Annotated in this window: 16 protein-coding genes; 15 read left to right on the top strand and 1 reads right to left on the bottom strand. The window is 42.8% G+C overall.

The features are described from left to right. Positions 1–830 precede the first annotated feature (830 nt). The 11 genes from rlmD (at position 831) to L6442_RS04580 (ending at position 14979) form a co-directional block, all read left to right on the top strand. A complete protein-coding gene (gene rlmD / locus L6442_RS04535; protein WP_212980333.1) occupies positions 831–2468 on the top strand; it encodes a 23S rRNA (uracil(1939)-C(5))-methyltransferase RlmD in 1638 nt (545 codons plus the stop codon). A gap of 749 nt (positions 2469–3217) precedes the next feature. Beyond that, the gene (locus tag L6442_RS04540) at positions 3218–3670 is read left to right on the top strand and encodes a DinB family protein (protein ID WP_212980332.1); all 453 of its coding nucleotides are present in this window, start codon (positions 3218–3220) and stop codon (positions 3668–3670) included. A gap of 448 nt (positions 3671–4118) precedes the next feature. Beyond that, positions 4119–4256 (top strand): alanine--tRNA ligase-related protein, encoded by a 138-nt coding sequence (locus tag L6442_RS33030; RefSeq protein WP_212980331.1) that lies wholly within the window; start codon positions 4119–4121, stop codon positions 4254–4256. 109 nt (positions 4257–4365) lie between these two features. Continuing rightward, positions 4366–5136 (top strand): nucleotidyltransferase domain-containing protein, encoded by a 771-nt coding sequence (locus L6442_RS04545; protein WP_212980330.1) that lies wholly within the window; start codon positions 4366–4368, stop codon positions 5134–5136. Between the two features lie 821 nt (positions 5137–5957). Further along, complete coding sequence (gene pyrH / locus L6442_RS04550) at positions 5958–6710, top strand: UMP kinase (protein ID WP_420538878.1); 753 nt, start codon at positions 5958–5960, stop codon at positions 6708–6710. 477 nt (positions 6711–7187) lie between these two features. After that, complete coding sequence (locus L6442_RS04555) at positions 7188–8069, top strand: AraC family transcriptional regulator (RefSeq protein ID WP_212980328.1); 882 nt, start codon at positions 7188–7190, stop codon at positions 8067–8069. Positions 8070–8195: 126 nt separating this feature from the next. Continuing rightward, positions 8196–8969 carry a helix-turn-helix transcriptional regulator gene (locus L6442_RS04560; protein ID WP_237100209.1) on the top strand — a complete coding sequence of 258 codons (774 nt, stop codon included), beginning with the start codon at positions 8196–8198 and terminating at the stop codon, positions 8967–8969. 218 nt (positions 8970–9187) lie between these two features. After that, complete coding sequence (locus L6442_RS04565; protein WP_212980327.1) at positions 9188–10123, top strand: ABC transporter permease; 936 nt, start codon at positions 9188–9190, stop codon at positions 10121–10123. Positions 10124–10126: 3 nt separating this feature from the next. Then, entirely contained in the window at positions 10127–11002 is an 876-nt protein-coding gene (locus tag L6442_RS04570) for a carbohydrate ABC transporter permease (RefSeq protein WP_237100210.1), read from the top strand. A gap of 37 nt (positions 11003–11039) precedes the next feature. After that, positions 11040–12608 (top strand): extracellular solute-binding protein, encoded by a 1569-nt coding sequence (locus tag L6442_RS04575; RefSeq protein ID WP_212980325.1) that lies wholly within the window; start codon positions 11040–11042, stop codon positions 12606–12608. A 217-nt stretch (positions 12609–12825) separates the two neighbouring features. Further along, on the top strand, positions 12826–14979 hold the full coding sequence (locus L6442_RS04580) for a beta-galactosidase (RefSeq protein ID WP_212980324.1): 2154 nt from the start codon (positions 12826–12828) through the stop codon (positions 14977–14979). 221 nt (positions 14980–15200) lie between these two features. On the opposite strand, the gene L6442_RS04585 is transcribed toward L6442_RS04580, so the two are convergent. Further along, positions 15201–15659 carry a MarR family winged helix-turn-helix transcriptional regulator gene (locus L6442_RS04585; RefSeq protein ID WP_212980323.1) on the bottom strand — a complete coding sequence of 153 codons (459 nt, stop codon included), beginning with the start codon at positions 15657–15659 and terminating at the stop codon, positions 15201–15203. Between the two features lie 141 nt (positions 15660–15800). Between L6442_RS04585 and L6442_RS04590 the strand changes: the two genes are divergently transcribed. The 4 genes from L6442_RS04590 to L6442_RS04605 all read left to right on the top strand — a co-directional run bounded on the left by L6442_RS04590 (position 15801) and on the right by L6442_RS04605 (position 20558). Beyond that, positions 15801–16730, top strand: a complete 930-nt coding sequence (locus L6442_RS04590) for an ATP-binding cassette domain-containing protein (protein WP_212980322.1) — start codon at positions 15801–15803, stop codon at positions 16728–16730. Between the two features lie 17 nt (positions 16731–16747). Then, the gene (locus L6442_RS04595) at positions 16748–17536 is read left to right on the top strand and encodes an ABC transporter permease (RefSeq protein ID WP_212980321.1); all 789 of its coding nucleotides are present in this window, start codon (positions 16748–16750) and stop codon (positions 17534–17536) included. 647 nt (positions 17537–18183) lie between these two features. Further along, a complete protein-coding gene (locus L6442_RS04600) occupies positions 18184–18351 on the top strand; it encodes a hypothetical protein (RefSeq protein WP_212980320.1) in 168 nt (55 codons plus the stop codon). A 203-nt stretch (positions 18352–18554) separates the two neighbouring features. Next, a complete protein-coding gene (locus L6442_RS04605) occupies positions 18555–20558 on the top strand; it encodes a serine hydrolase domain-containing protein (RefSeq protein ID WP_212980319.1) in 2004 nt (667 codons plus the stop codon). The last annotated feature ends 4 nt before the right edge of the window (positions 20559–20562 follow it).

A 20562-nucleotide genomic window follows, 5' to 3' on the forward strand; every position in this document is an offset into this window, starting at 1 on the left:
TGGACGCAGATGAGGGATGTGGCAAATGTTGCGTCCAAGCGATGTAATAAAGGGTAAACAAAGTGCGCCTAAGTATCGCTAACGAAACAGAGAAGCGCTATTGCGGCTAAAATGATGCGTCCGGACGATGGAATGAACAAGAGCACACGCCTAAATGCGCTAACGAAACAGAGAAGCGCTATTGTGGCTAAAATGATGTGCCCCGACGATGGAATGAACATGAGTACACGCCTAAATGCGCTAACGAAACAGAGAAACGTTATTGTGGCTAAAATGATGGCAAATGAAATCTAACGAAACACGATATCGTTATTTGGGTGAAAAACGGCCGGATTGCCTCCAAATTTGCTGAATAGCGATACACAGTTTCGTTAGAGATTTTAGAAGCCCCAATTTGCACAAATAACGATTGTGAGTTTCGTTAGAAGCCCACATGACCTCACGGTCACCACCAACGATGAAAATGTTATGGGTTTTGTCTCAAAACGCAAAAGCACATTTTCGCATAACATTACAGAGTTGTTCGAGGAACAGGATTCTGGCGTTACAGTGGAAGTTACAGTTGAGAAGGTGTTTTTTTAATGTGTCCGAAGCATAGGCTCGGGCGTTACTATGGGAGTTTCAAATTGTTAAAAAGGCGTTCCGGCCTTTAAGCGACACAACGAGCGACTCCAATTGTGACAGGAAAAACAAACTGTCGCAAAGTTGGAGGCTTAATATATAACGCACGAGTATATCGCACGAAAAGGGGATTCCGGCGAAGTGAATAAGAAAAGTATTCATTCGCGGACCTCCCGAAATATGATGAAGAAAGAAGTGACATGAGCAGCATGAACAAGCGACAAAGCCGCCGTAATTCCGGCCGCCGCAGCACGCCTGCGCCCATCACCGGGCTGCCGGTATCCAAAAACGATGAGGTCGTGATCGACATCATCGGCATGAATCATGACGGAGAGGGGGTAGGCCGTGCCGAAGGCTACACCCTGTTTGTCGCTGGCGCCTTGCCCGGCGAGAAGGTCCGCGTGAAGGTGTTGAAGACCAAAAAGCAGTACGGTTACGCCAAGCTGCTGGAGATGGTCGAATCCAGCCCGGACCGCATAGCCGCCCCCTGTCCGATTTACGCCGGGTGCGGCGGCTGCCAGCTGCAGCATATGGATTATGGTGCGCAGTTGGTTTGGAAAAGGCAGCTTGTCGTGGACAACCTGACGCGCATCGGGAAGCTGCAGGTGAGCGGAGAACCGCCGGTGCGTCGCGTATCGGAAGGCGGTCAGGTTGGAGCGGATGAGCGGGGGGCCGTCGATGGACAGGCTTCCGCCAAAGAGCAGGAGCGGGATGTTACGCTCACGGCTCATGTAGAGGCGGAGTCTGGCAGTGCGGCTGAGGCAGGGCGCTCGGAAGCGCTGAATGGAGCATCGGAGCCGGCCCATGCTGCGGACAGCCAAGGCATTCAGGTTCATGCCACGCTGGGCATGAATGAACCCTGGCGTTACCGCAACAAGGCGCAGTTGCCGATGGGCGTGACCGATGGGGGGCTCGTCGGCGGGTTTTATGCCCGCGGCAGCCACCGCATCATCGACATGGAAACCTGCCTCATCCAGCATGAGCGCAACGACGAGGTCGTTGCCCGCGTGAAGGCGATCGGGCGCAGGCTCGGCATCACCGCCTATGACGAGGAAAGCGGCCAAGGACTGCTGCGCCACGTTGTCGTCAAAGTCGCTTTCCGCACCGGTGAGATGATGCTCGTCCTTGTCACCAACGGCGATAAAATCCCGCATGCAGACGAGTGGATCAAGGAGATTAGGGCGCAGCTGCCGTCCGTTGTTAGCATCTGCCAGAACGTAAACACGAAGCAGACCAACGTCATCTTCGGCGACCTGACCCGCGTTCTATGGGGCAGCGATGTCATTTATGATTACATCGGCGACGTGAAATTCGCTATCTCGGCGCGTTCATTTTACCAAGTGAACCCGGTGCAAACTGAAGTATTGTATGGCAAGACAGTAGAATATGCCCGTTTGACCGGAAACGAAACGGTCATCGATGCCTACTGCGGCATCGGTACGATTTCTTTATTTCTGGCGCAGCATGCCGGCAAAGTATACGGCGTCGAAATCGTGCCGGAAGCCATCGAAGATGCGCGCCGCAATGCGGAACTGAACGGGTTGACCAATGTGACCTTTGAGGTCGGCGCCTCCGAGGAAGTCATCCCGGCCTGGAAAGAGCAGGGGATCGAAGCGGACGTCATCGTCGTCGACCCGCCGCGCAAAGGCTGCGATCCGAAGCTGCTGGAGACAATCCTGGAGATGAAACCGGAGCGGGTAGTGTATGTAAGCTGCAATCCTTCCACGTTGGCAAGGGATTTACGTGTGCTGGAGGATGGCGGTTATCGTACGGTGGAAGTGACGCCGGTGGATATGTTCCCGCATACGACACATATTGAAAATGTAGCATTATTAGTGAAGAATTAATACAGTCGTTCAATCCCTTGTGTAATAAAGGTTTTTAGACTGTAACAGGTTGTTTTTGCAGACTATAACAGCAGAAAAATACTGAGTTTGATGTGAAAAACCTAATCAAAAGTCAGTAAATGGTGATAATCCGACAAAAATATACAGGACACACCAGGTTAGAATTTGGGTAAATTTACCGTTAATATTGACATATATTATAATTGATCTAAGCGATCTGGCCCATGTTCCTTACGAGGACTGGGCTATTTTAATGGAGTTGAAAATCATATCATTTTGCAGCTAAATTAAAGAGCTAAATGCTTATCTTGAAATGACGAATTATTCACGTGATCCAGCAAAAGTAAAAACGGTTCTTCAGGTGATTGCTAATATCAAATGAGATTATGAAAAGTCCACCTAGAAGCTCTACAATTCCGGTCATTTAGGAATCTCGGGTCCTTTGATTAGGCATGGAAAGCCGCTCTTATTAGGCGGCTTTTTTTATTGTCCTCTACAGGGCATGTATAGGCTTCTAATTAGACCCCACCCAGTGCCGAATGATTTACATTTTAATGTTGCGGCAGAGTTTACCCTCGTTTGCTCCGTACCAAGTTATTTAAGAATTTGTTGTACGCACAAGGTCCTTTCTTAAAGTTACGGGCAGGATAGTTTAATCCAAGGCACAAAAGTCAGAACAAACGTTCTTTACATATGCGCTATTAATGGATAAAATCAACTTATTCCCATATTAGAAATGGAGGTTAAAAATGAATAATAAAGCAGCTTTGAATTATGATCAGACAGCAGAAGAAATACTGAAGTATAAAGAATTCGATGAACAACGCCTTCTTGAGCCAATAAGTGAAGGTAAGTGGTCAGTCAAGGAAATCATAGGACATCTATATTATTGGGATAAGTTCATTTTAGGGAATCATGTCCCATATATGAAAGAGGGTGCAAACTTGAACGCTTTCCCTAATCATGACTTACATAATAGAGAAGCCATCGAATACATAAGTGTTTTTAAAACAGCAGGTTCTTTAATAGATGAGTTTGTCCTGAATAGAAGACTATTAATTGAAGCGATATCTGGAATCGACAGTAATGCTAAGTTCACAATTGGTTCTGGGAAACGTCAATTTACAGTTGATAAATACTTGAAGATATTCATTGACCACGATATCCATCACCTTAAGCAAATGAATGAACGACTAAGCTAACGGGAAACGACAGTGCAATATGCAAAGGAAAAGGCAGCGATCACTTAGATCAGCTGCCTTTTCTCAACTAACGGGCAGTTTACGTTAATTACGAGTGGGTTTTCGAGTATTATGCAGTTTTCTAATATACAAGATTGACATCTGAATTCTAACTGGATAAAATGAAAAAAATTAGGAAAAAATACGAATGAAAACGATGAATGAACAAGATATGCTACATTTCGTTCAGAGAGGGATGTTTTGGTGTGAAATCCCACGAAACTTAGTATATTGCCGGTTCAGGAGTGCGGTTAATACCCGCCGGTTTGACTCGTTATAGTCAACAAGAGCTGATTGTTTCGCTATGCGCGAGGACAATAACTTGGGTGGTACCGCGATTAAAATCGTCCCAATTTTTGGGACGGTTTTTTTGTTGTAAAAATATTCGGAATGGAACGGGGGAATATTGATGAAATTGTATACATCCGATGAAATTAGAACACAGTTTATTCGGTTTTTCCAAGCCAAGGGTCATGAAGTCATTTTAAGTGCTTCTGTTATACCCGATAACGATCCAACAGTTCTGTTTAGGACAGCGAGAGAATAATTGTGGTTAATCAAGAAGTCGACGGCATTACATAACACCATATTCATGCATCGGGCATTCGCCCTCGGTCCGGTAGACGTTAGAAGTTCATAGTTTAGGAGGAGTCTATATGATGTTAGAAAAAGTTATAAATAGAATTGTAATTCAAAGTGAATATAAGGATTTTGTTGATAAGTATATAGATAATATACTTACCGAATTTAAAGGTAAGATTCATAGCATCTATATGTGTGGCTCGATTCCAAAAGGAACTGCTAAACCTTTTAAGTCAGATGCAGATTTTACTATTGTATGTGTAAATCCCAAAGATATTGATTACGAAAGATTGTCAAATATTAATGACAGTCTTTTGAAAGAATATCCAGTATTAACTAAGATTGATACGACAATTTGCTCGATTGACGATGTATTAAGTAAACCAAATGATTGGGGTTTTTGGGTAAAGATAATTTGTGTTTGCATATATGGTGATGACGTTGGTGAAAAAGTACCACCGATAATTATTTCTCCAGAGTTCATTTTAGACTTAAATACAGAGACCAAGAAGGAAGTAGATCGTAGACATCGTTTACTTTCTAATGCTAGTGATAACAAAATGAAAACTAGATATATTAAAGGTTACTCTAAGAGATTAATTCGTGCATTATACTCTTTGGTTTTAGAAGATACAGGTGTATGGCAAGATGACATTATTAAGATGAAGAATGCCATATTAAACTATTGTGAGATTGACTCTGCTTTAGTTGATTATCTGTATGCTTGTTACTTGGATGGTAATAATGTACTTGTTGAAGAGTTTCTGGGAATTGCGGATGAAGTATATAGCTATTTTGAGAAGGCCTTAAATGCAATGGCTGCTTCCAGAACTTCCTTCGACTAACACCATATTGACGCTTCGGGTCACACTGAGAAGCGAGTGACCTCATCCAGCTCCCTAAGCCCGTCGGGACGTCACTGCATTAGGTGTTCGGCAAGCCTCACAACTATTAGCAGCGACTCTATTTAAAACATAAGACTATTGAGCTAACGGGGACACGATAGATCAATAAATAAATTAAAGACACGACTGCCATCATGGATCGGCAGTCGTGTTACGCTAACGGGCAGAATAGTGTAACAATGCATTATATTTATGATACGGATCACCGTAAATTGTTCTATAACTTATAGAACTTGCTAGCAGATTTCATGTTGCAAATTATGGTGAATTAATTATGAAATATTTCAGAACTAGAAGCGTAAGATTATGACACAAATATAACCTTTTAAATTCCTCTTTTTCGAAGAGTATAGTTTTTGAAATGCTCCTTCGGGGCAGAGGGAACTGAGTTGGCTTCTGACACCCTGTTTTAGAGTGGGGGTATGGGGGGGCTAGGACGCATCAGAATGAATTCTAAGCAGTCTGACGAGGTGGTAAGTGGTGGTGGGGGGTTACATCTTTTTCGTGTTTGTTGTTTTCAGAAATGCCATATGCACATCCATCGACCGACTTTCAAGCGATACGATAACAAGTAAAATATAGTAGGTTAGAGGTAATTGCAATTTACATTCACGTAATGTAAAATTACTTGATGGAAAAAACATGGAAGGGGTGGGAGTATGAGGTGGAAACGGAAGACTTTCATTCAATCGACTTGCGTAACTTCATATTTCCATTCAATTAGGACACTAAAGCATTTATTGCTTTAGTGTTTTTATTTTATGGGGGTGGAATATTTGTCAAGGTACAAAAGGGTTCTCGTTAAGCTAAGTGGTGGAGCAGTTGCTGGTAACTCTGAATTTGGTTTTGAGCCAGAAAGGTTAGACCATATTGCTGATGAAATTATGTCAGTAGTAAACTTAGGCGTTGAAGTATCGTTAGTTATAGGTGGAGGTAATATTTTCCGAGGTAATATGGCGGAAAGCTGGGGGATAGAAAGGGCAGAAGCTGATAACATTGGAACGCTTGCGACTGTAGTAAATAGTTTAATGCTTCGTGGAGTTCTTAAAGCCAAGACCAAAAAGGAAGTACGGGTTATGACGGCAATACCTATTACTTCAGTTGCAGAACCATACATCCGTCTAAGAGCAATCCACCATCTAGAAAAAGGCTATATTGTAATTTTTGCAGGGGGGAACGGTCAACCTTACGTTACAACAGACTATCCTTCAGTACAAAGAGCCATCGAGGTTAATTGTGACGCTTTATTAGTTGCAAAGCAAGGTGTTGATGGTGTTCTTAATGCAGACCCTAAATTTGATAACGCTACAAGGAAATTTCGTTCGCTTCATTACAACGACGTTATAAAACACAACTTAAAGGTAATGGACCAATCAGCTTTCATTTTGGCAAGAGACTACAATCTGCCAATGCATGTGTTTAACTTCGATAAACCAGGCTCGATGAAAGAAATTTGTGAAGGTAAGAATAACGGTACAATAATTAGTGGTGAATCTGTATTAGAGTTGGAATGAATATGTCTGAAATACTACTCTCTCTTGATTTAGCGAAACACTAATTCCATAAAAGAGAAGTCCTAAGCAAAGAAACCACTCCATTGTCGGAGTGGCTTATTCTTTATATGCTGATGTATATTTTATGGTCAAACTGTACTTTGTGTTTAGATACATTACGGTGAACCGTACCACAAGTGATGGTAAAACATATTAAACACGAGATTGTACTAGACAGTTACTACATAAGCAAGCTATTACGAGAACCGTATCACAAATAGTGGTAAAGCGGAGGGTGGAAGTAACAATTAGTACAAAAGAAATACCTTTCGTATCATAGACGGAGTTTTATTTCAGATGTATCTGAGTTTGGTCTATATCTTGAAATATCAATCTTGAGAAACCTTAATATAAGTTGTTCCGATAAATTCCGTATATAAAATATCGAGCGGATAATAATTTACACCGATAAAATGTATTTGTAAAGGAGGGAAATGAGTGTTACAACAACTCAATAATTTAATGGACTACATTGAAACACATTTGACGGAAGAAATCTCTGGAAAAGATATATCAAAAATTGTAGGACTATCTGATTATCATTTTAAAAGAATGTTTTCGTATATGGCTGGAATGTCATTGAATGAGTATATCAAGAAAAGGAGACTATCAGTTGCAAATGTTGAATTAATTAACGGAGCAAAAGTGACAGATATTGCCTATAAATATGGTTTTCAATCTATAGAAGGATTTTCAAGAGCCTTTCGTGAATGGAGTGGTTTTCTGCCTTCAGAAGTAACTAAAAACAAAATACAAAAATCATTTCCCAAATTTTTATTCTTTATAGATATAAGAGGAGGAATATCAATGGAATTCAAAATTGAAAAGAAAGAGAAGTTTAATATCGTAGGTGTATCGAAAAGAGTACCCATTCAATTCGAAGGTGTAAATAATGCTATCTTAGAACTAGCCCAGTCAATTACCGAACAACAAAGAAATGAAATGCATCAATTAGCTGATTTATATCCTCATCAAGTCTTGAATGTATCTTATGATTTTGACGATGGTTTCTTAGAAGAAAAAGGATACTTGACTCATATGATTGGTTTTGCAACTACAAAAGAAAATACATTTGATGATTTAGAACAACTTTCTATTGAAGAAAGTTTATGGGCAATTTTCCCCAATCAAGGACCATTTCCTGTTACGCTTCAAGAAACTACCGCTAAAATTTATTCTGAATGGTTGCCTTCTTCAGATTATGAAGTATCAGATATACCTGGGATTTCTTTTACAAAGCACAGTGGTACTTCGGAAAATGTATATAGTGAAATTTGGATGCCAGTAAGAAAAAGGAGAGAGATAAATTTAGCTGATTAATTACAACCTATTGTAAAATATCCCTCCCAAGGTAACATCAACAACAATTTACCTTGGGAGCGGATTTTATTTTGGAGCAACTGAGTTGGAGAAAAGTGCGAGACTGGAACGAGCGACGCCCGGCACGTGCACGACGATCTGCGCAAAGTGTACGATGAAATTGTCGATCAGACGATGTTTAAATTTATTAGCGGTGACGACAAAATCTATACCTCGCAAGATTACGAGAGTTATTTGCAGACGCAACGCACCCTTTTGGATGACACCCTGACCGAGCATTTGATCCAATCGGTACGAAGCGGTAATGAGGAGAGAATGCTAAGTACGTTGGAGGAACTGTTTCTCCAGCTGCAGACGATGAAATATTCGGAGTGCAAATTCCAGCTGAGTCTCCTGTTTTTCACCATCGTCAAATCGTTCAATAAGCTGACATCCATCCAGAGCGTTGATAGCATTGAAAATCATTTGAAACACTTTTCCACGTTAAGTGAGGTTAGCGATTGGCTGAAAGAAGAGCTTCTGAGGATCATACACCTGCTTACGAGCCAGAAGGGATTCAGCCGGAAAGATAAAGTCGTTGAGGAGATGGTAGAGTACGTGCACTATCATATTCATGATCCGATGCTTTCAGTCGATGAGATTGCCGAACATGTCTCCTTGTCAAAAAAATACGTGCGTCAATTGTTTGACGAGGTGCGGGGCGTTTCGTTATCGAGCTATATCTTGAACGCGCGTATTGACAAAGTGAAGGAGCTGCTGAGGAACACGGATCTGCCTATCACGGATATTTCTCAACAATCGGGATTCCAGACGAAAAGCCACTTCTTCAAGGCGTTTAAGAAAGCGATGGGCATGACCCCAAGTCAATACAGACTCAGTTCAAATGAAGCGAATGCATAATCGGAAAGCCGTCTCCGTCCGGGGGCGGTTTTCGGGTTTTTACGAACCGACTGGCAAAATCAGAACCCGCAAATTCGCCCTTTGAGAACCGGATTCGGACTATGAGAACTAGGCGGTTCGCCGGTTCCGGTGTTACAGTGACCGTGTAGAGAGGGCTGCGGGTACTGAGATTCCGTAGGTCCATTATTACAACCTTTAAGGAAAGGAGGGACAAACCAATGAAATGGCAACGAAGATTCGGGCGGGGAGTGGTGGCTGAGTTTTCAAAAAATCGCTACTTGTATTTGCTGGCGCTTCCAGGCACATTGTTTCTTATCGTGTTTGCGTATATTCCTATGTCCGCGCATCTGCTCGCGTTTAAAGACTTCCGGCTATCGGACAGGTTGTGGGGAAGCAAATGGGTTGGATTTGACAACTTCAGATACTTTTTCTCCGGAAACGATTGGCTTCGAGTAACTTACAATACGCTCTTCCTGAACGGGCTGTTCCTAGTGTTCGGGCTTGGCTTCGCGGTTATGCTTGCTATCTTTTTAAGCGAGGTTATGAGTCCGTTGTTTAAGCGGGTTGCGCAATCATTTGTTTTTTTGCCTTACTTCATCTCATGGATTGTTATAAGCATGATGACGCAAGCCTTATTCAGCACATCGGAAGGGATTATTAACAAGACGCTAAATTCATTAGGATTTGAAGGGGTCGAGTGGTATTTGACTCCAAGTGTCTGGCCAGCTATTCTGACGATCATCTATATATGGAAGTTCGCGGGTTACAATTCGATCATCTTCCTAGCAGGGATAACGGGGATCTCCCCGGAATACTACGAAAGCGCTAAACTCGAAGGTGCAACTCGTTTTCAGCAGATTATCTACATTACTTTGCCGCTGCTCCGTCCCATTATCCTGTTAATGTTGTTGCTCGGTGTTGGCCGTATCTTTTACGGTGATTTCGGTATGATTTACGCAATTGTGGGTGATATCGGAGTTCTCTATCCGACGACGGACGTCATCGATACCTTTGCGTATCGCGCTTTACGTCAGTTGGGCAACTTTAGCACTTCTTCGGCGGTTGTTCTTTATCAATCCGTCATGGGACTAATCACCGTAGTTATCTTTAATGCAATTGCCAAGAGAATCGACACAGACTCCAGATTATTCTAAGGTGTGGTTGAATTGCGGGAACGCGCATTTGTTGTCATGATGTACACCGTTTTGGTGATATTTGCTCTTGTTTGCTTTCTTCCGTTTTGGCTTGTCATTATTAACTCATTCGCAACCGAGACCAGCATCCAGACGCAAGGCTATCAGTTTTTTCCTCGTAGCTTCAGTCTGAGTGCATATGAATATTTGTTCTCGGGGAAGCAATTGTTTAACAGTTACAAAGTGACGCTGTTCGTAACAACCGTCGGAACGTTATTAGCCGTCTTCACCACGGCAACGTATGCTTATACTTTGTCTCATCCTAGAGTTAAGTATCGAAATATTCTTTCGTTTCTGACTTACTTTACGATGCTGTTCGGAGCCGGCTTGGTCGGATTTTACATGCTTATAGCAAATTGGCTGGGTTTGAAGGATTCGATTTGGGCGCTTATTTTGCCTTACCTGCTGAATCCGTTTTATGCTTTCATCCTAGTCTCGTATTTTCGCACGCTGCCTTTCGAAATGAATGAAGCGGCTACGGTGGACGGCGCTAATGATCTGGTTATTTTCTTCCGCGTTATCTGGCCGATTTCAACTCCTATTATCGCTACGGTCAGCTTGTTTTACGCGCTTAGTTATTGGAACGACTGGTGGTTGTCGCTGCTGTTCGTTGACAATTACAAACTGCATCCGCTGCAAATGATGATTCGCCAGTTGATGTCCAATCTGAATGCAAAGGCGTACGTGGCTGGAAGTGGAACCAATTACAACATCGTTGTGCCTACCTTAGGAATGCAGCTCGCGATTGTATGCGTGACGATCGGCCCGATTTTGTTTGTTTATCCGTTCATTCAAAAATATTTTGTCAAAGGCATTACGATTGGAGCTGTGAAAGGGTAGTTGCCCGACTATTATTTGATCAGATGGGGGAAAGAGTATGAAGCGTTTTGTTATGCTCTCTATGATATTTGTATTGGCATTATCCACCTTCGTAGGATGCGCAAAATCGGGTGACGGCGGGAAAGCATCACAGGAGTCGACAACTTCGTCCCAACAGGCGACTTCGACGCAGCCGACAGCTGACAAGCTGCCGCAAGTCACGCTCAAAATCATGATTCCCGGGGATCGTCCGCCCGATATGGACCTGATCATTGCCGAAGCGGAGAAACGGATGAAAGATACGATAAATGTCAAGCTAGACATCGTTTTTGTACCGTGGTCGGATCTTGCACAAAAAACACAGGTGACGCTGGCATCCGGCGAAAACATCGACTTGATCTTTGACGCGCCTTGGCTGCATATCAACCAAATGATTTCCAACGGCTACTACGAACCGCTGGACGACCTGCTGGCCCAATACGGGAAGACCGTACTGGAGAAGCGGCCGCAACAAATGTGGGACGCCAACAAATACGGCGGCAAAATCATGGCTGTCCCGCTCGGCGTAAGCTACATGTCCGGGAACTCGTACATGATTCGCAAAGATATCCGCGAGAAGCTGGGGATCGAGCCGATCAAAACGTATGACGACATGATCAAGTTCGCTTATGCGGTCAAGGAGAAAGAAAAAGGGCTGGTGCCGATGACGGCCGCCGGTTCCACGGCCCAACAGCAGTATTCGCTTGTTAATTTCCGGTCGTTGAATGATTATCAAACCCATATAAGATCGACACATGCCCTTGGCAACTCCCTCACGCTCTATTACAAAAACAATGATGGTAAAGTGTACAACTTGTTCGAAGATAAAGATCAAGTTTTGACTTGGTTGAATGATGCCCGTAAATATTATACAGACGGGTTGATTTACAAAGACATTCTTTCGGTCAAAGACTTCCACCAGTTGTTCAAGAGCGGCAAAGCGGCCATTACGCCTAACGGCTCCTTCGGACTTGGTGATGACTTCATCAATTCGCTAAAGCAAAATGCTCCGGGCGCGGAAGTGGAGACGGTAACCTTCTTTGATAGTACAAAGGGCGCCAACTACACCAATTTTAAACAATGGAACTTCCTTGCCGTTCCGAAAGCAAGCAAGAATAAGGAACGCGCGGTTATGTTCATGAACTGGGCGAACGAGAAGGATAACTACGATCTGCTTTCCTATGGCATCAAAGGCAAGCATTGGGAAGAAGTTGGGCAAGACAAAATTAAATTTTTGGACACCACTAATTATTGGGGATTCGGCTATGTATGGGTTTGGAACCCGGTTGATGAGCGTTCCGAGGCTAACGGCGACCCTACTACCCAAGCGCTGGATAAGATTTTGCGGGATGCGGACAACTTCACGCCGGATATTCTGACCGGTTTCGAATTTGACACTTCACCCATTCAGAATGACATCAGCCAGTATAACACGATCGAGGCAAAATACTATCCCGCCATGTTCAACGGTGTGGTTGACCCGGCCACTACGATGGAGAAATTCGAAGGTGAGGCAGGCCCCGCACTGAAGAAAATCCAAAACGAGCTGCAAAAACAGATCGATGCCTTTCTGGCTATGAAGAAATAAACCGCTTTTGGTTCGGCCCGATTAGTAAGCGGTTGTGAACAAGAGTCCGAAGTCGGACTGCAAATGATGGAGCTATCCCAAAAGGTCTATAAAAAGGCTAGAGGGATAGCTCTTGTTTGGCTCACCCATACCGTTACGAGATAGACTTTTTTGGTGGTTATACCATAACGAATTACTTCAAAGCAGGTCCCGAACTTGAGGAAGCAGGAGGTTACGTATGAGTAAGATTGCATGGGATAATAAATCTTATCTGCTGGACGGAGAAAGAAGATTTCTGGTATCTGGAGAATTTCACTATTTTCGCGTCCCGAAGGAGGACTGGGAAAAACGATTGATTCTGCTTAAAGAAGCTGGGGGGAATTGTGTTGCCACTTACGTTCCCTGGATTTTACATGAACCGGTAGAAGGGGATATCCGGTTTGGAGATATTCCGCAAAGAGATTTGGAGGATTTCCTGCAGCTGTGCAAAAAGCTGGATCTGCTGGTTGTCTGCAGACCGGGGCCTTATCAATATTCCGAACTAAAGTATGACGGGCTTCCGGGATGGTTGTGTGAGAACTATCAGGAAATTCTTGCCCGCGATATTCACGGTAACATATTCCGCGGTTCGTCGGTTAGCTATCTTCATCCTGTGTTTTTGGGAAAAGTAAAAAAATGGTTTGATGTGGTTAATCCTATTCTTGCAAAGTACATGGTTGCCAAAGAAGGCCCGGTCGCCATGGTACAAATTGATAATGAACTGATGGGAATCCATGAGTGGTATGGCGGATTTGATTACAATCGGGACACGATGGGTTTTGGCACTGAAAGCGGGCGCTATCCCGTTTTTCTAAAAAACAGGTACTCAAATGTCGAAAGCCTGAATTTGGCCTATGGTACCTCTTACGGACAATTCAGTGAGGTTTATCCGTTGAAGGACGGGAATGGGAAGAAAAGCAGTGAAACGCGAAGAATAAAGGATTATCAGGATTTTTACTTCGAAACGATATCCGAATATATTTATCTTCTTTACAAATGGATGAGAGAGGCGGGCATAGACTGCCAGATCGTTCATAATTCGGCGAACCCGTATATGAATTCGTATTTTCTTGAAGCAGTCAAGCTGATGGGCAAGGATTTCTTATTGGGCTCGGACCATTATTATAATCTAAACCAGGACTGGAATCAGAACAATCCCACCCCTCAATATGCCATCAATGTCTATTATTCGAATGAAATGCTTAGGCTGATGGGTTACCCTCCAACCATTTTTGAACTTCCGGGGGGGAGCTTATCTGATTGGCCGCCTATCACGAAAGAAGATTTACTGTGCTGTTACATGACCAACATAGCCCTCGGAATGAAAGGCTCGAATTATTATATCTTTACCGGCGGACCGAATCCGGAAGGGGCATCCCATCACGGAGATTTGTATGACTACAATGCTTCAATCGGCGCATTAGGTGATATCCGGCCTACTTACGAATCACAAATGATATTCGGAAAGTTTTTGGAGGAAAACGCATGGTTAGCCGGCTCTGATCATCTGGCTGATTTCCATATCGGACTTGATTGGGAGCAAAGCAGAAGCAGTCATTACTGGAACGACAAGAGAGGCATGGGCTTCAGCAATTCTGATGCATGGAAATTTCTGCGCAAGGGTTTGATGACGACTGCGTTCTGCGCTTCCTATTCATGCAATCTATTGGATTTATCTAATCCGATTGTAATGGGGGAGCTGGACAAACCTTTGGTCGTTGCAACTTCTGCCTGTATGTCGGAAATGATTCAAAACAATCTCGTGGAATTTGTTAAGCGAGGCGGCAAGCTTATTCTTTCACCAGTTATCCCGCAGTTGGATGAGAATTTCAACCCATGTACCATTCTTAGTGATTACCTTATGGCAGGTGGAAGCGGGCAGTTTGAAAAAACCTCTCCTGTTATCTCTGTCGGGGATGTACACAATATCCTGATGACCGGCTCTCTGTGGGTCAATGAATCAAGACCGTCCGAAGCGCAGGGCATTGCTTTTGAAGAGACCAGCGGTACAGAAATCGGTTGGAAGGCCGATTTCGTCGGAGGTGGAAAAGTCATATGGCTAGGCTTCCAATGGAGCCACGCCAAACATGAGCATTCTGATATGCTCCGATGCTTACTTGCGGAACTTGAATGTGACAAATCCGTGATCCGGTGCAGCAATCCCAATGTCTGGACTTCGATTAGAAGCAATGGCGAAAAACATATGCTTTTTGTTATGAATTTGCTCTCGGCCAAAATGACAGCAAACATAGAAGTAAGTCGTAAGGGAAAAGATGATATTCGATTGGCTGATATAGTGCTGAACCCTATGGAAGTTAAGTATTTTGAAATCGAAGGGGAAATCGAACTGTAGAGCTGGAAGTAGCTCAGGTGACGCCTCCGCGAGCTTACATTCAATTACATATAGCTGATTGCTATAGTACCGCCTGTCCTTGACCGGCGAAATTGCCAAGCCGCCCTTCGGTCTCCGGAGGTGCGGCCTTCAGCGCTTGCCACCCAATTAAATGAAGGATGAAAATGTCCGGAGGTTCGAATCAAGGGTCGTTTGATTTCGATTACATGGATTTACCTGCCTTAATGCTTGTTTCGAAATTTAGCGACTTCGGGTTCAATTTCTGATACAAGTTTTTCAAGGATTCGATTGAATTGTTGTTTTTCCTCGATCGTTAAAACATTTAAAAATACAGGCTGAAAATCTCCGTTTTGATTTAATACCACTTTACCGGCTTTTGTTAGCGTAATCATCATCACGCGTTGATCTTCTTCAGATTTATACCGTTCGATTAATCCCTTCTTTTCCAGCTTTTTAATCAGTTCAGAAGCAGATTGCGGGCGCATATCTAATTGAGCGACTAATTCTTTTTGAGAAATATGTGGTGTTTGATGAAGGATACTCAATATTTTCCCTTGCCCTCGATTTTGAACTGTAAACACGCTGCCTTTAAGCATGCTTTCTTTTAAGAACACCGTAAGTAAATCATTATATTTCATAAAATTCATAGTTATATCGGTATTCAATTGTTTTTCATCCATGACCATTTCTCCTTATCTTTTCCCAGTACACCTCTATTTTATCAGGTTACCGAAATAATTCAAAATGATGTTGACAAATTAATAAGGGTACCTTATATTATTCGTAAGGGTACCTGATAAAATGAGTGGAGGAGAAAAGAGATGACAGAGCTAGCCGTTTCAACGAAAGAGCTCGTTAAAGAGTTTCCTAACAAACGGGCCGTTAATGGAATTTCTTTGGATATAAAAAAGGGAGAGATTTTCGGCATTCTAGGTCCGAATGGTGCAGGAAAGACAACTTTCTTACGAATGCTTGCAACGATTACTAAAGTTTCAGGAGGCAGTGCAAAGATTTTTGGCAAAGATGTCATAAAAGACGCTCGAAAAGTTCGGAGCTTAATTGGCTTAACGGGGCAATATGCAACCGTTGACGAGGAATTGACCGCGATGGAAAACTTGAAGCTTTTTGGCCAATTGAATGGTTTATCGGCGAGTCAATCCAAAGCGAGGGCGCTTGAACTTCTAAATCAGTTTTCACTAACGGAGGCAAAGGATCGGCCCATTCGTGAATTTTCGGGCGGGATGCGTAGACGATTGGATTTATCAGTGAGTTTAATTGTGAAGCCACCCTTAATTTTTCTCGATGAACCAACAACCGGCTTAGATCCACGCACAAGAGGAGAAATGTGGGAAGTTATTCGCAACCTAGCAAGCGACGGGGCAACGATCTTGCTGACAACGCAGTATTTGGAGGAAGCGGATCAACTAGCTGACCGACTAGCCATTATCAATCATGGAAAAATCATTTCACTGGGAACGCCAAATGAATTGAAGTCTCTTTTAAGTGAGACTCAATTTGAAATTACTCTGGAGCATATGAAGGATACCGAAAGAACCAAGCAACTTATCAAGACAGAAATCGCTCAAGAAGCCATGATTTCACCAGAAGGAACCAAATTAACCGTTAAGCTGGCTGACACCAAAGTCATGACGAAATTACTTTTATGTTTTACTCAGCAAAATATAGAGATCAAAGAATTTTCGGTTAGAAAACCAACGCTTGATGAAGTGTTTTTGGAATTAACGAAATAATAAAGGAGAAAATGAACATGGAATCCGTGGTAAGCAAACAAAACAACTTAAAGAGCACCTTGGTTGATATTTTAGTAATGGCCAAAAGAAATATCCTGAAAATCAAACATAATCCCGATAAATTGATTGATGTAACGGTGATCCCCATTTTCTTCATGGTTGTCTTTTCTTATTTGTTCGGAGGCGCAATTGCTGGCGGTGTGCAAGCATATTTGCCAATCATCGTGCCGGGAATTCTCATTCAAACCCTGGTAATGTCGTCATCGGCAACAGGTACACAATTACGAGAAGATTTGGATACGGGCGTTTTTGATCGGTTTAAATCACTGCCCATTGTACGGATTGCTCCCCTAGCCGGTTTGGTGGTATCGGATATTTTGCGATATATTATGGCAGCTTTGTTCTCGATTGGTACGGGCTACATTCTTGGGTGGCGTCCGGAAGCCGGGATTGGTTGGCTAATCGTCGCTTCACTTTTGGCCATTTTTGGGGCATGCGCAATCAGTTGGGTGTTTGCATTAATTGGTTTGGTATCCAAATCCTCAGCAACGATCTCCAGTGTGTCGACAATGGTCACGATGATGATGTCGTTTTTATCCAATGCCTTCGTGCCTACGAACACTTTGCCAACTTTTTTACAAAAAGTAGCTGAATATAATCCTGTTACTTATTTGGTCACTGCTTTTAAAGATTTAGCAAACCATGGACAGTTCACTTCAAGTGCATCAATGACCATCTTTATCGGCATACTGCTTGTTTTGATTATCGCTCCAATTACAGTTAAAATTTATAACAGAAAAATTTAGAAAATGCAGACTTTATTTCCAGGACATATGATCGATCTCGAAAGAGGTTGGTCTACTCTATCAAGAGTTAGAACAATGTGATTAGAAATAAAAAACTAATATTGTCTAAATAGTATTGAAAATCAAATTATGGCATGATATGGTAATGTTATCCGTATAGGGAAATTCTATTGAACAAAGGGGGGATATCCTATGAAAAACCAGTTTGATTTGGATTTGCAAGTAACTAAAACCCAAATTACTTCTAAGAAAGCACTAGTAACTAGCCTTGCGTGGCAGTGTACCAGTTTATGCGATACTTATTTCAACTGTTCAAAGAAAGCTTGATTTCCCGTAAAATTTGCCAAAGTGAACGAAAAACATGCAAATCCGAAGACACGGTTATTTCAAACCGTGTCTTTGTCTATTCCCGGCTGTTTCGCCCCATAGCTTGGGTTTGTTTTGTTCTGAAGGCACCGTTTCACGACGTACAAGGTTTGAAATGAATACAGAATTGTCTGTGGCTTTGTTGGTGAGGAAAGACAAATAGTTGGAGATGCATAGCGGTATAGTAATAGAACGGTGAATCCTGCTTCTTTTTTTGTATATACTTGATGTGGGGCGGCTGAGACAGCCGGCCTTGCTGAATTTAACGAAAGGGTGATCGTATGCAATCTGAAGATAGAAAATTGGTTTTAAAGAAGGATATTTTTGATGCTGTTAAAAATGTTGGAATTGTTCATGGCGATACGGCTTGTTTTGTACAAGCGCTTTGGAAGATCGACTTTCCACGATCCACTGGTTCCCTTGCTTCATACATGTTAAAAAGTCTTTAGACACAATGATTTTAAGTGTTTAGGGGCTTTTTGTTTTTAATATTGATTCTCATAGTAAACGCAAAGCATGCGTAATGTTATACATACAGAAGTGATGCAGTTTTGCAAATTTCACATTACATTAAGATTGCATAGAACCTGGATTAAGTTTACTCATTTACTCTGTTGATGCATGAAAATGACATTAAAGGAGAGAGCACGGTATGAACATATTTTTAAAGCGTGTAATGGCCATTGCATTCACCTTCACCGTAGCAACTGGCTTGCTGGGCGGTATGGGTCCGCTATCGAAAGTATCGGCGAAGCCCTTGGAAATGGGTCCGCAAGATCCGAAAGAAGTGGAGCAATTTGCTGATGAATTTTTTAACCGTTCGGAATTGAAGGATAGTATGGCAGGAGCCGCATTTGTAGTCGTCAAGGGCAACAAGGTGTTATTGAAAAAGGGTTACGGCTATGCAGATATAGAGAAGAAGCTGCCGGTTGATCCTGACCGTACGGTTTTTCGCATGGCCTCCATTTCTAAAGTGATCACCGCTACAGCCGTGATGCAACTAGCCGAACAAGGGAAAATCGATTTGAACAAAGATATGTCGGCTTACTTGGGGGATATTAGCATTCCAAATCAGACGGGCTTTCCTCTAACCATGAAACATTTACTGACGAATTCTACTGGATTTGAATATGGAGATGGTTCAGAGTTAGAGACAAGGGATTTGACTCGGGAAGTACCTATTAAACAATACGTATCAGACAATACACCTACAGTGATCCGTAAGCCTGGTGAGTTTTACAGATATGACAACTTAGGATTTACGATTCAAGGTTATGCCATTGAGCAAGTGACAGGGAAGCCATTTGGTGCATATGTGCAGGAGCATGTTTTCAAACCACTAGGCATGAAAAATAGTAGCTTCCGTTTAACCCCGGGAAACATGAAAGAATTGGCTGTCCCTTATAACCAGATTGGCGAATCTATTCCTACGTATGCCACTGTTCCAACCGAGCTTCCGGGCGGAGGAATGCTGTCTACAGGTTCCGACATGGCTAATTTCATGATGGCTCATCTAGGTGGCGGCAAGCTGGGAGATGCGACGATTCTGAGAAATGAATCCGTGGCGGAAATGCAAAAACCGCAGCTTGCTATCCACGAGAAGCTGCCGAATATGGCTTATGGCTTCGAATACGCTAATCAGCAGCATTATAATGGGCATTACATGATTGAGAAAGCAGGTGACATGGCAGGATATCACAGCAATATGTGGTTGATTCCTGATGAAAAAGTTGGTGTTTTTGTGACCGTAAATAAAGATATTGAAATTCGCAAGCCATTGTTAGAAGCATTTATGAATCATTATTATCCGAATAAGGAGAAATCGTCCAAACCTCATGAACGGTCAAAACAGTCCTTGGCCAATTTTGAAGGTACATATAGTGACTTGCGGAATCGGATGTGGACCTCACGTATTCGTTCAGAAGAGGGCAAGCTTATCGTGAAGGATCCGTTTGGAGAGCATGTACTATATGAAATAGAACCTTTGCTTTTTCAAGACGAGCAGGGCACAAAAGCTGCTTTCAAATTGAATAGCAGCGGTGACGTGCAGGCATTTTATTATGATTTGAAATCTGATAGCTGGACCGAAAAATTGCCGAAACCGCAGCTGTATAAGGATGTTAGTACCGACGATCCTTATGCCGCACCGATCTATCACATGCGCCAATTGCGGGTCATCGATGAAATAAGTAACGACAACCGCTTTCAGCCTGAACAAGCAATTACGCGAGAACAGTTTATCGGATGGTTTATCCGGTGGGCCGGGGTAGCCCCATCCAAGAATAAGCCGGTGTTCACTGACATTTCTAACAGTGCTTACGCCCAAGAAATACAAGCGGCTTATGAGTTTGGTTTAATACAAACCTCAGCAAGTAGTCAATTTCATCCACAGCAGCTGTTGACGCGGCAAGAAGCAGCAACTATTATATGGCGTATGGCATTCAATCATTTAGGCGCCGAACCGCAGAAACCTTCGCTTAGCGGTCATACCGATGCTTGGGCGCTCGAAGGCGTTCGTTTCGTTATCGGGAAACAATTATTTGGACCCGAGGTTGTGAAAGGTAAGGACGGCAGGTTTGATTATCACTCCAAACGGCCTATGCTGAAAAAAGAAGCCGCTTCATTGTTATCACGGTTTGCTGACAATTTATTATAATATA

The organism is Paenibacillus azoreducens (assembly GCF_021654775.1).
In the GTDB taxonomy this organism is placed as follows: Bacteria; Bacillota; Bacilli; order Paenibacillales; family Paenibacillaceae; genus Paenibacillus_AQ; species Paenibacillus_AQ azoreducens.

Excerpts from the sequence above, each read along its gene's own strand:
- rlmD (WP_212980333.1), top strand. The coding sequence starts at position 831 with ATGAACAAGCGACAAAGCCGCCGTAATTCCGGCCGCCGCAGCACGCCT.
- L6442_RS04540 (WP_212980332.1), top strand. The coding sequence starts at position 3,218 with ATGAATAATAAAGCAGCTTTGAATTATGATCAGACAGCAGAAGAAATA.
- L6442_RS33030 (WP_212980331.1), top strand. The coding sequence starts at position 4,119 with ATGAAATTGTATACATCCGATGAAATTAGAACACAGTTTATTCGGTTT.
- L6442_RS04545 (WP_212980330.1), top strand. The coding sequence starts at position 4,366 with ATGATGTTAGAAAAAGTTATAAATAGAATTGTAATTCAAAGTGAATAT.
- pyrH (WP_420538878.1), top strand. The coding sequence starts at position 5,958 with ATGGGGGTGGAATATTTGTCAAGGTACAAAAGGGTTCTCGTTAAGCTA.
- L6442_RS04565 (WP_212980327.1), top strand. The coding sequence starts at position 9,188 with ATGAAATGGCAACGAAGATTCGGGCGGGGAGTGGTGGCTGAGTTTTCA.
- L6442_RS04575 (WP_212980325.1), top strand. The coding sequence starts at position 11,040 with ATGAAGCGTTTTGTTATGCTCTCTATGATATTTGTATTGGCATTATCC.
- L6442_RS04580 (WP_212980324.1), top strand. The coding sequence starts at position 12,826 with ATGAGTAAGATTGCATGGGATAATAAATCTTATCTGCTGGACGGAGAA.
- L6442_RS04585 (WP_212980323.1), bottom strand. The coding sequence starts at position 15,659 with ATGGATGAAAAACAATTGAATACCGATATAACTATGAATTTTATGAAA.
- L6442_RS04590 (WP_212980322.1), top strand. The coding sequence starts at position 15,801 with ATGACAGAGCTAGCCGTTTCAACGAAAGAGCTCGTTAAAGAGTTTCCT.
- L6442_RS04595 (WP_212980321.1), top strand. The coding sequence starts at position 16,748 with ATGGAATCCGTGGTAAGCAAACAAAACAACTTAAAGAGCACCTTGGTT.
- L6442_RS04600 (WP_212980320.1), top strand. The coding sequence starts at position 18,184 with ATGCAATCTGAAGATAGAAAATTGGTTTTAAAGAAGGATATTTTTGAT.
- L6442_RS04605 (WP_212980319.1), top strand. The coding sequence starts at position 18,555 with ATGAACATATTTTTAAAGCGTGTAATGGCCATTGCATTCACCTTCACC.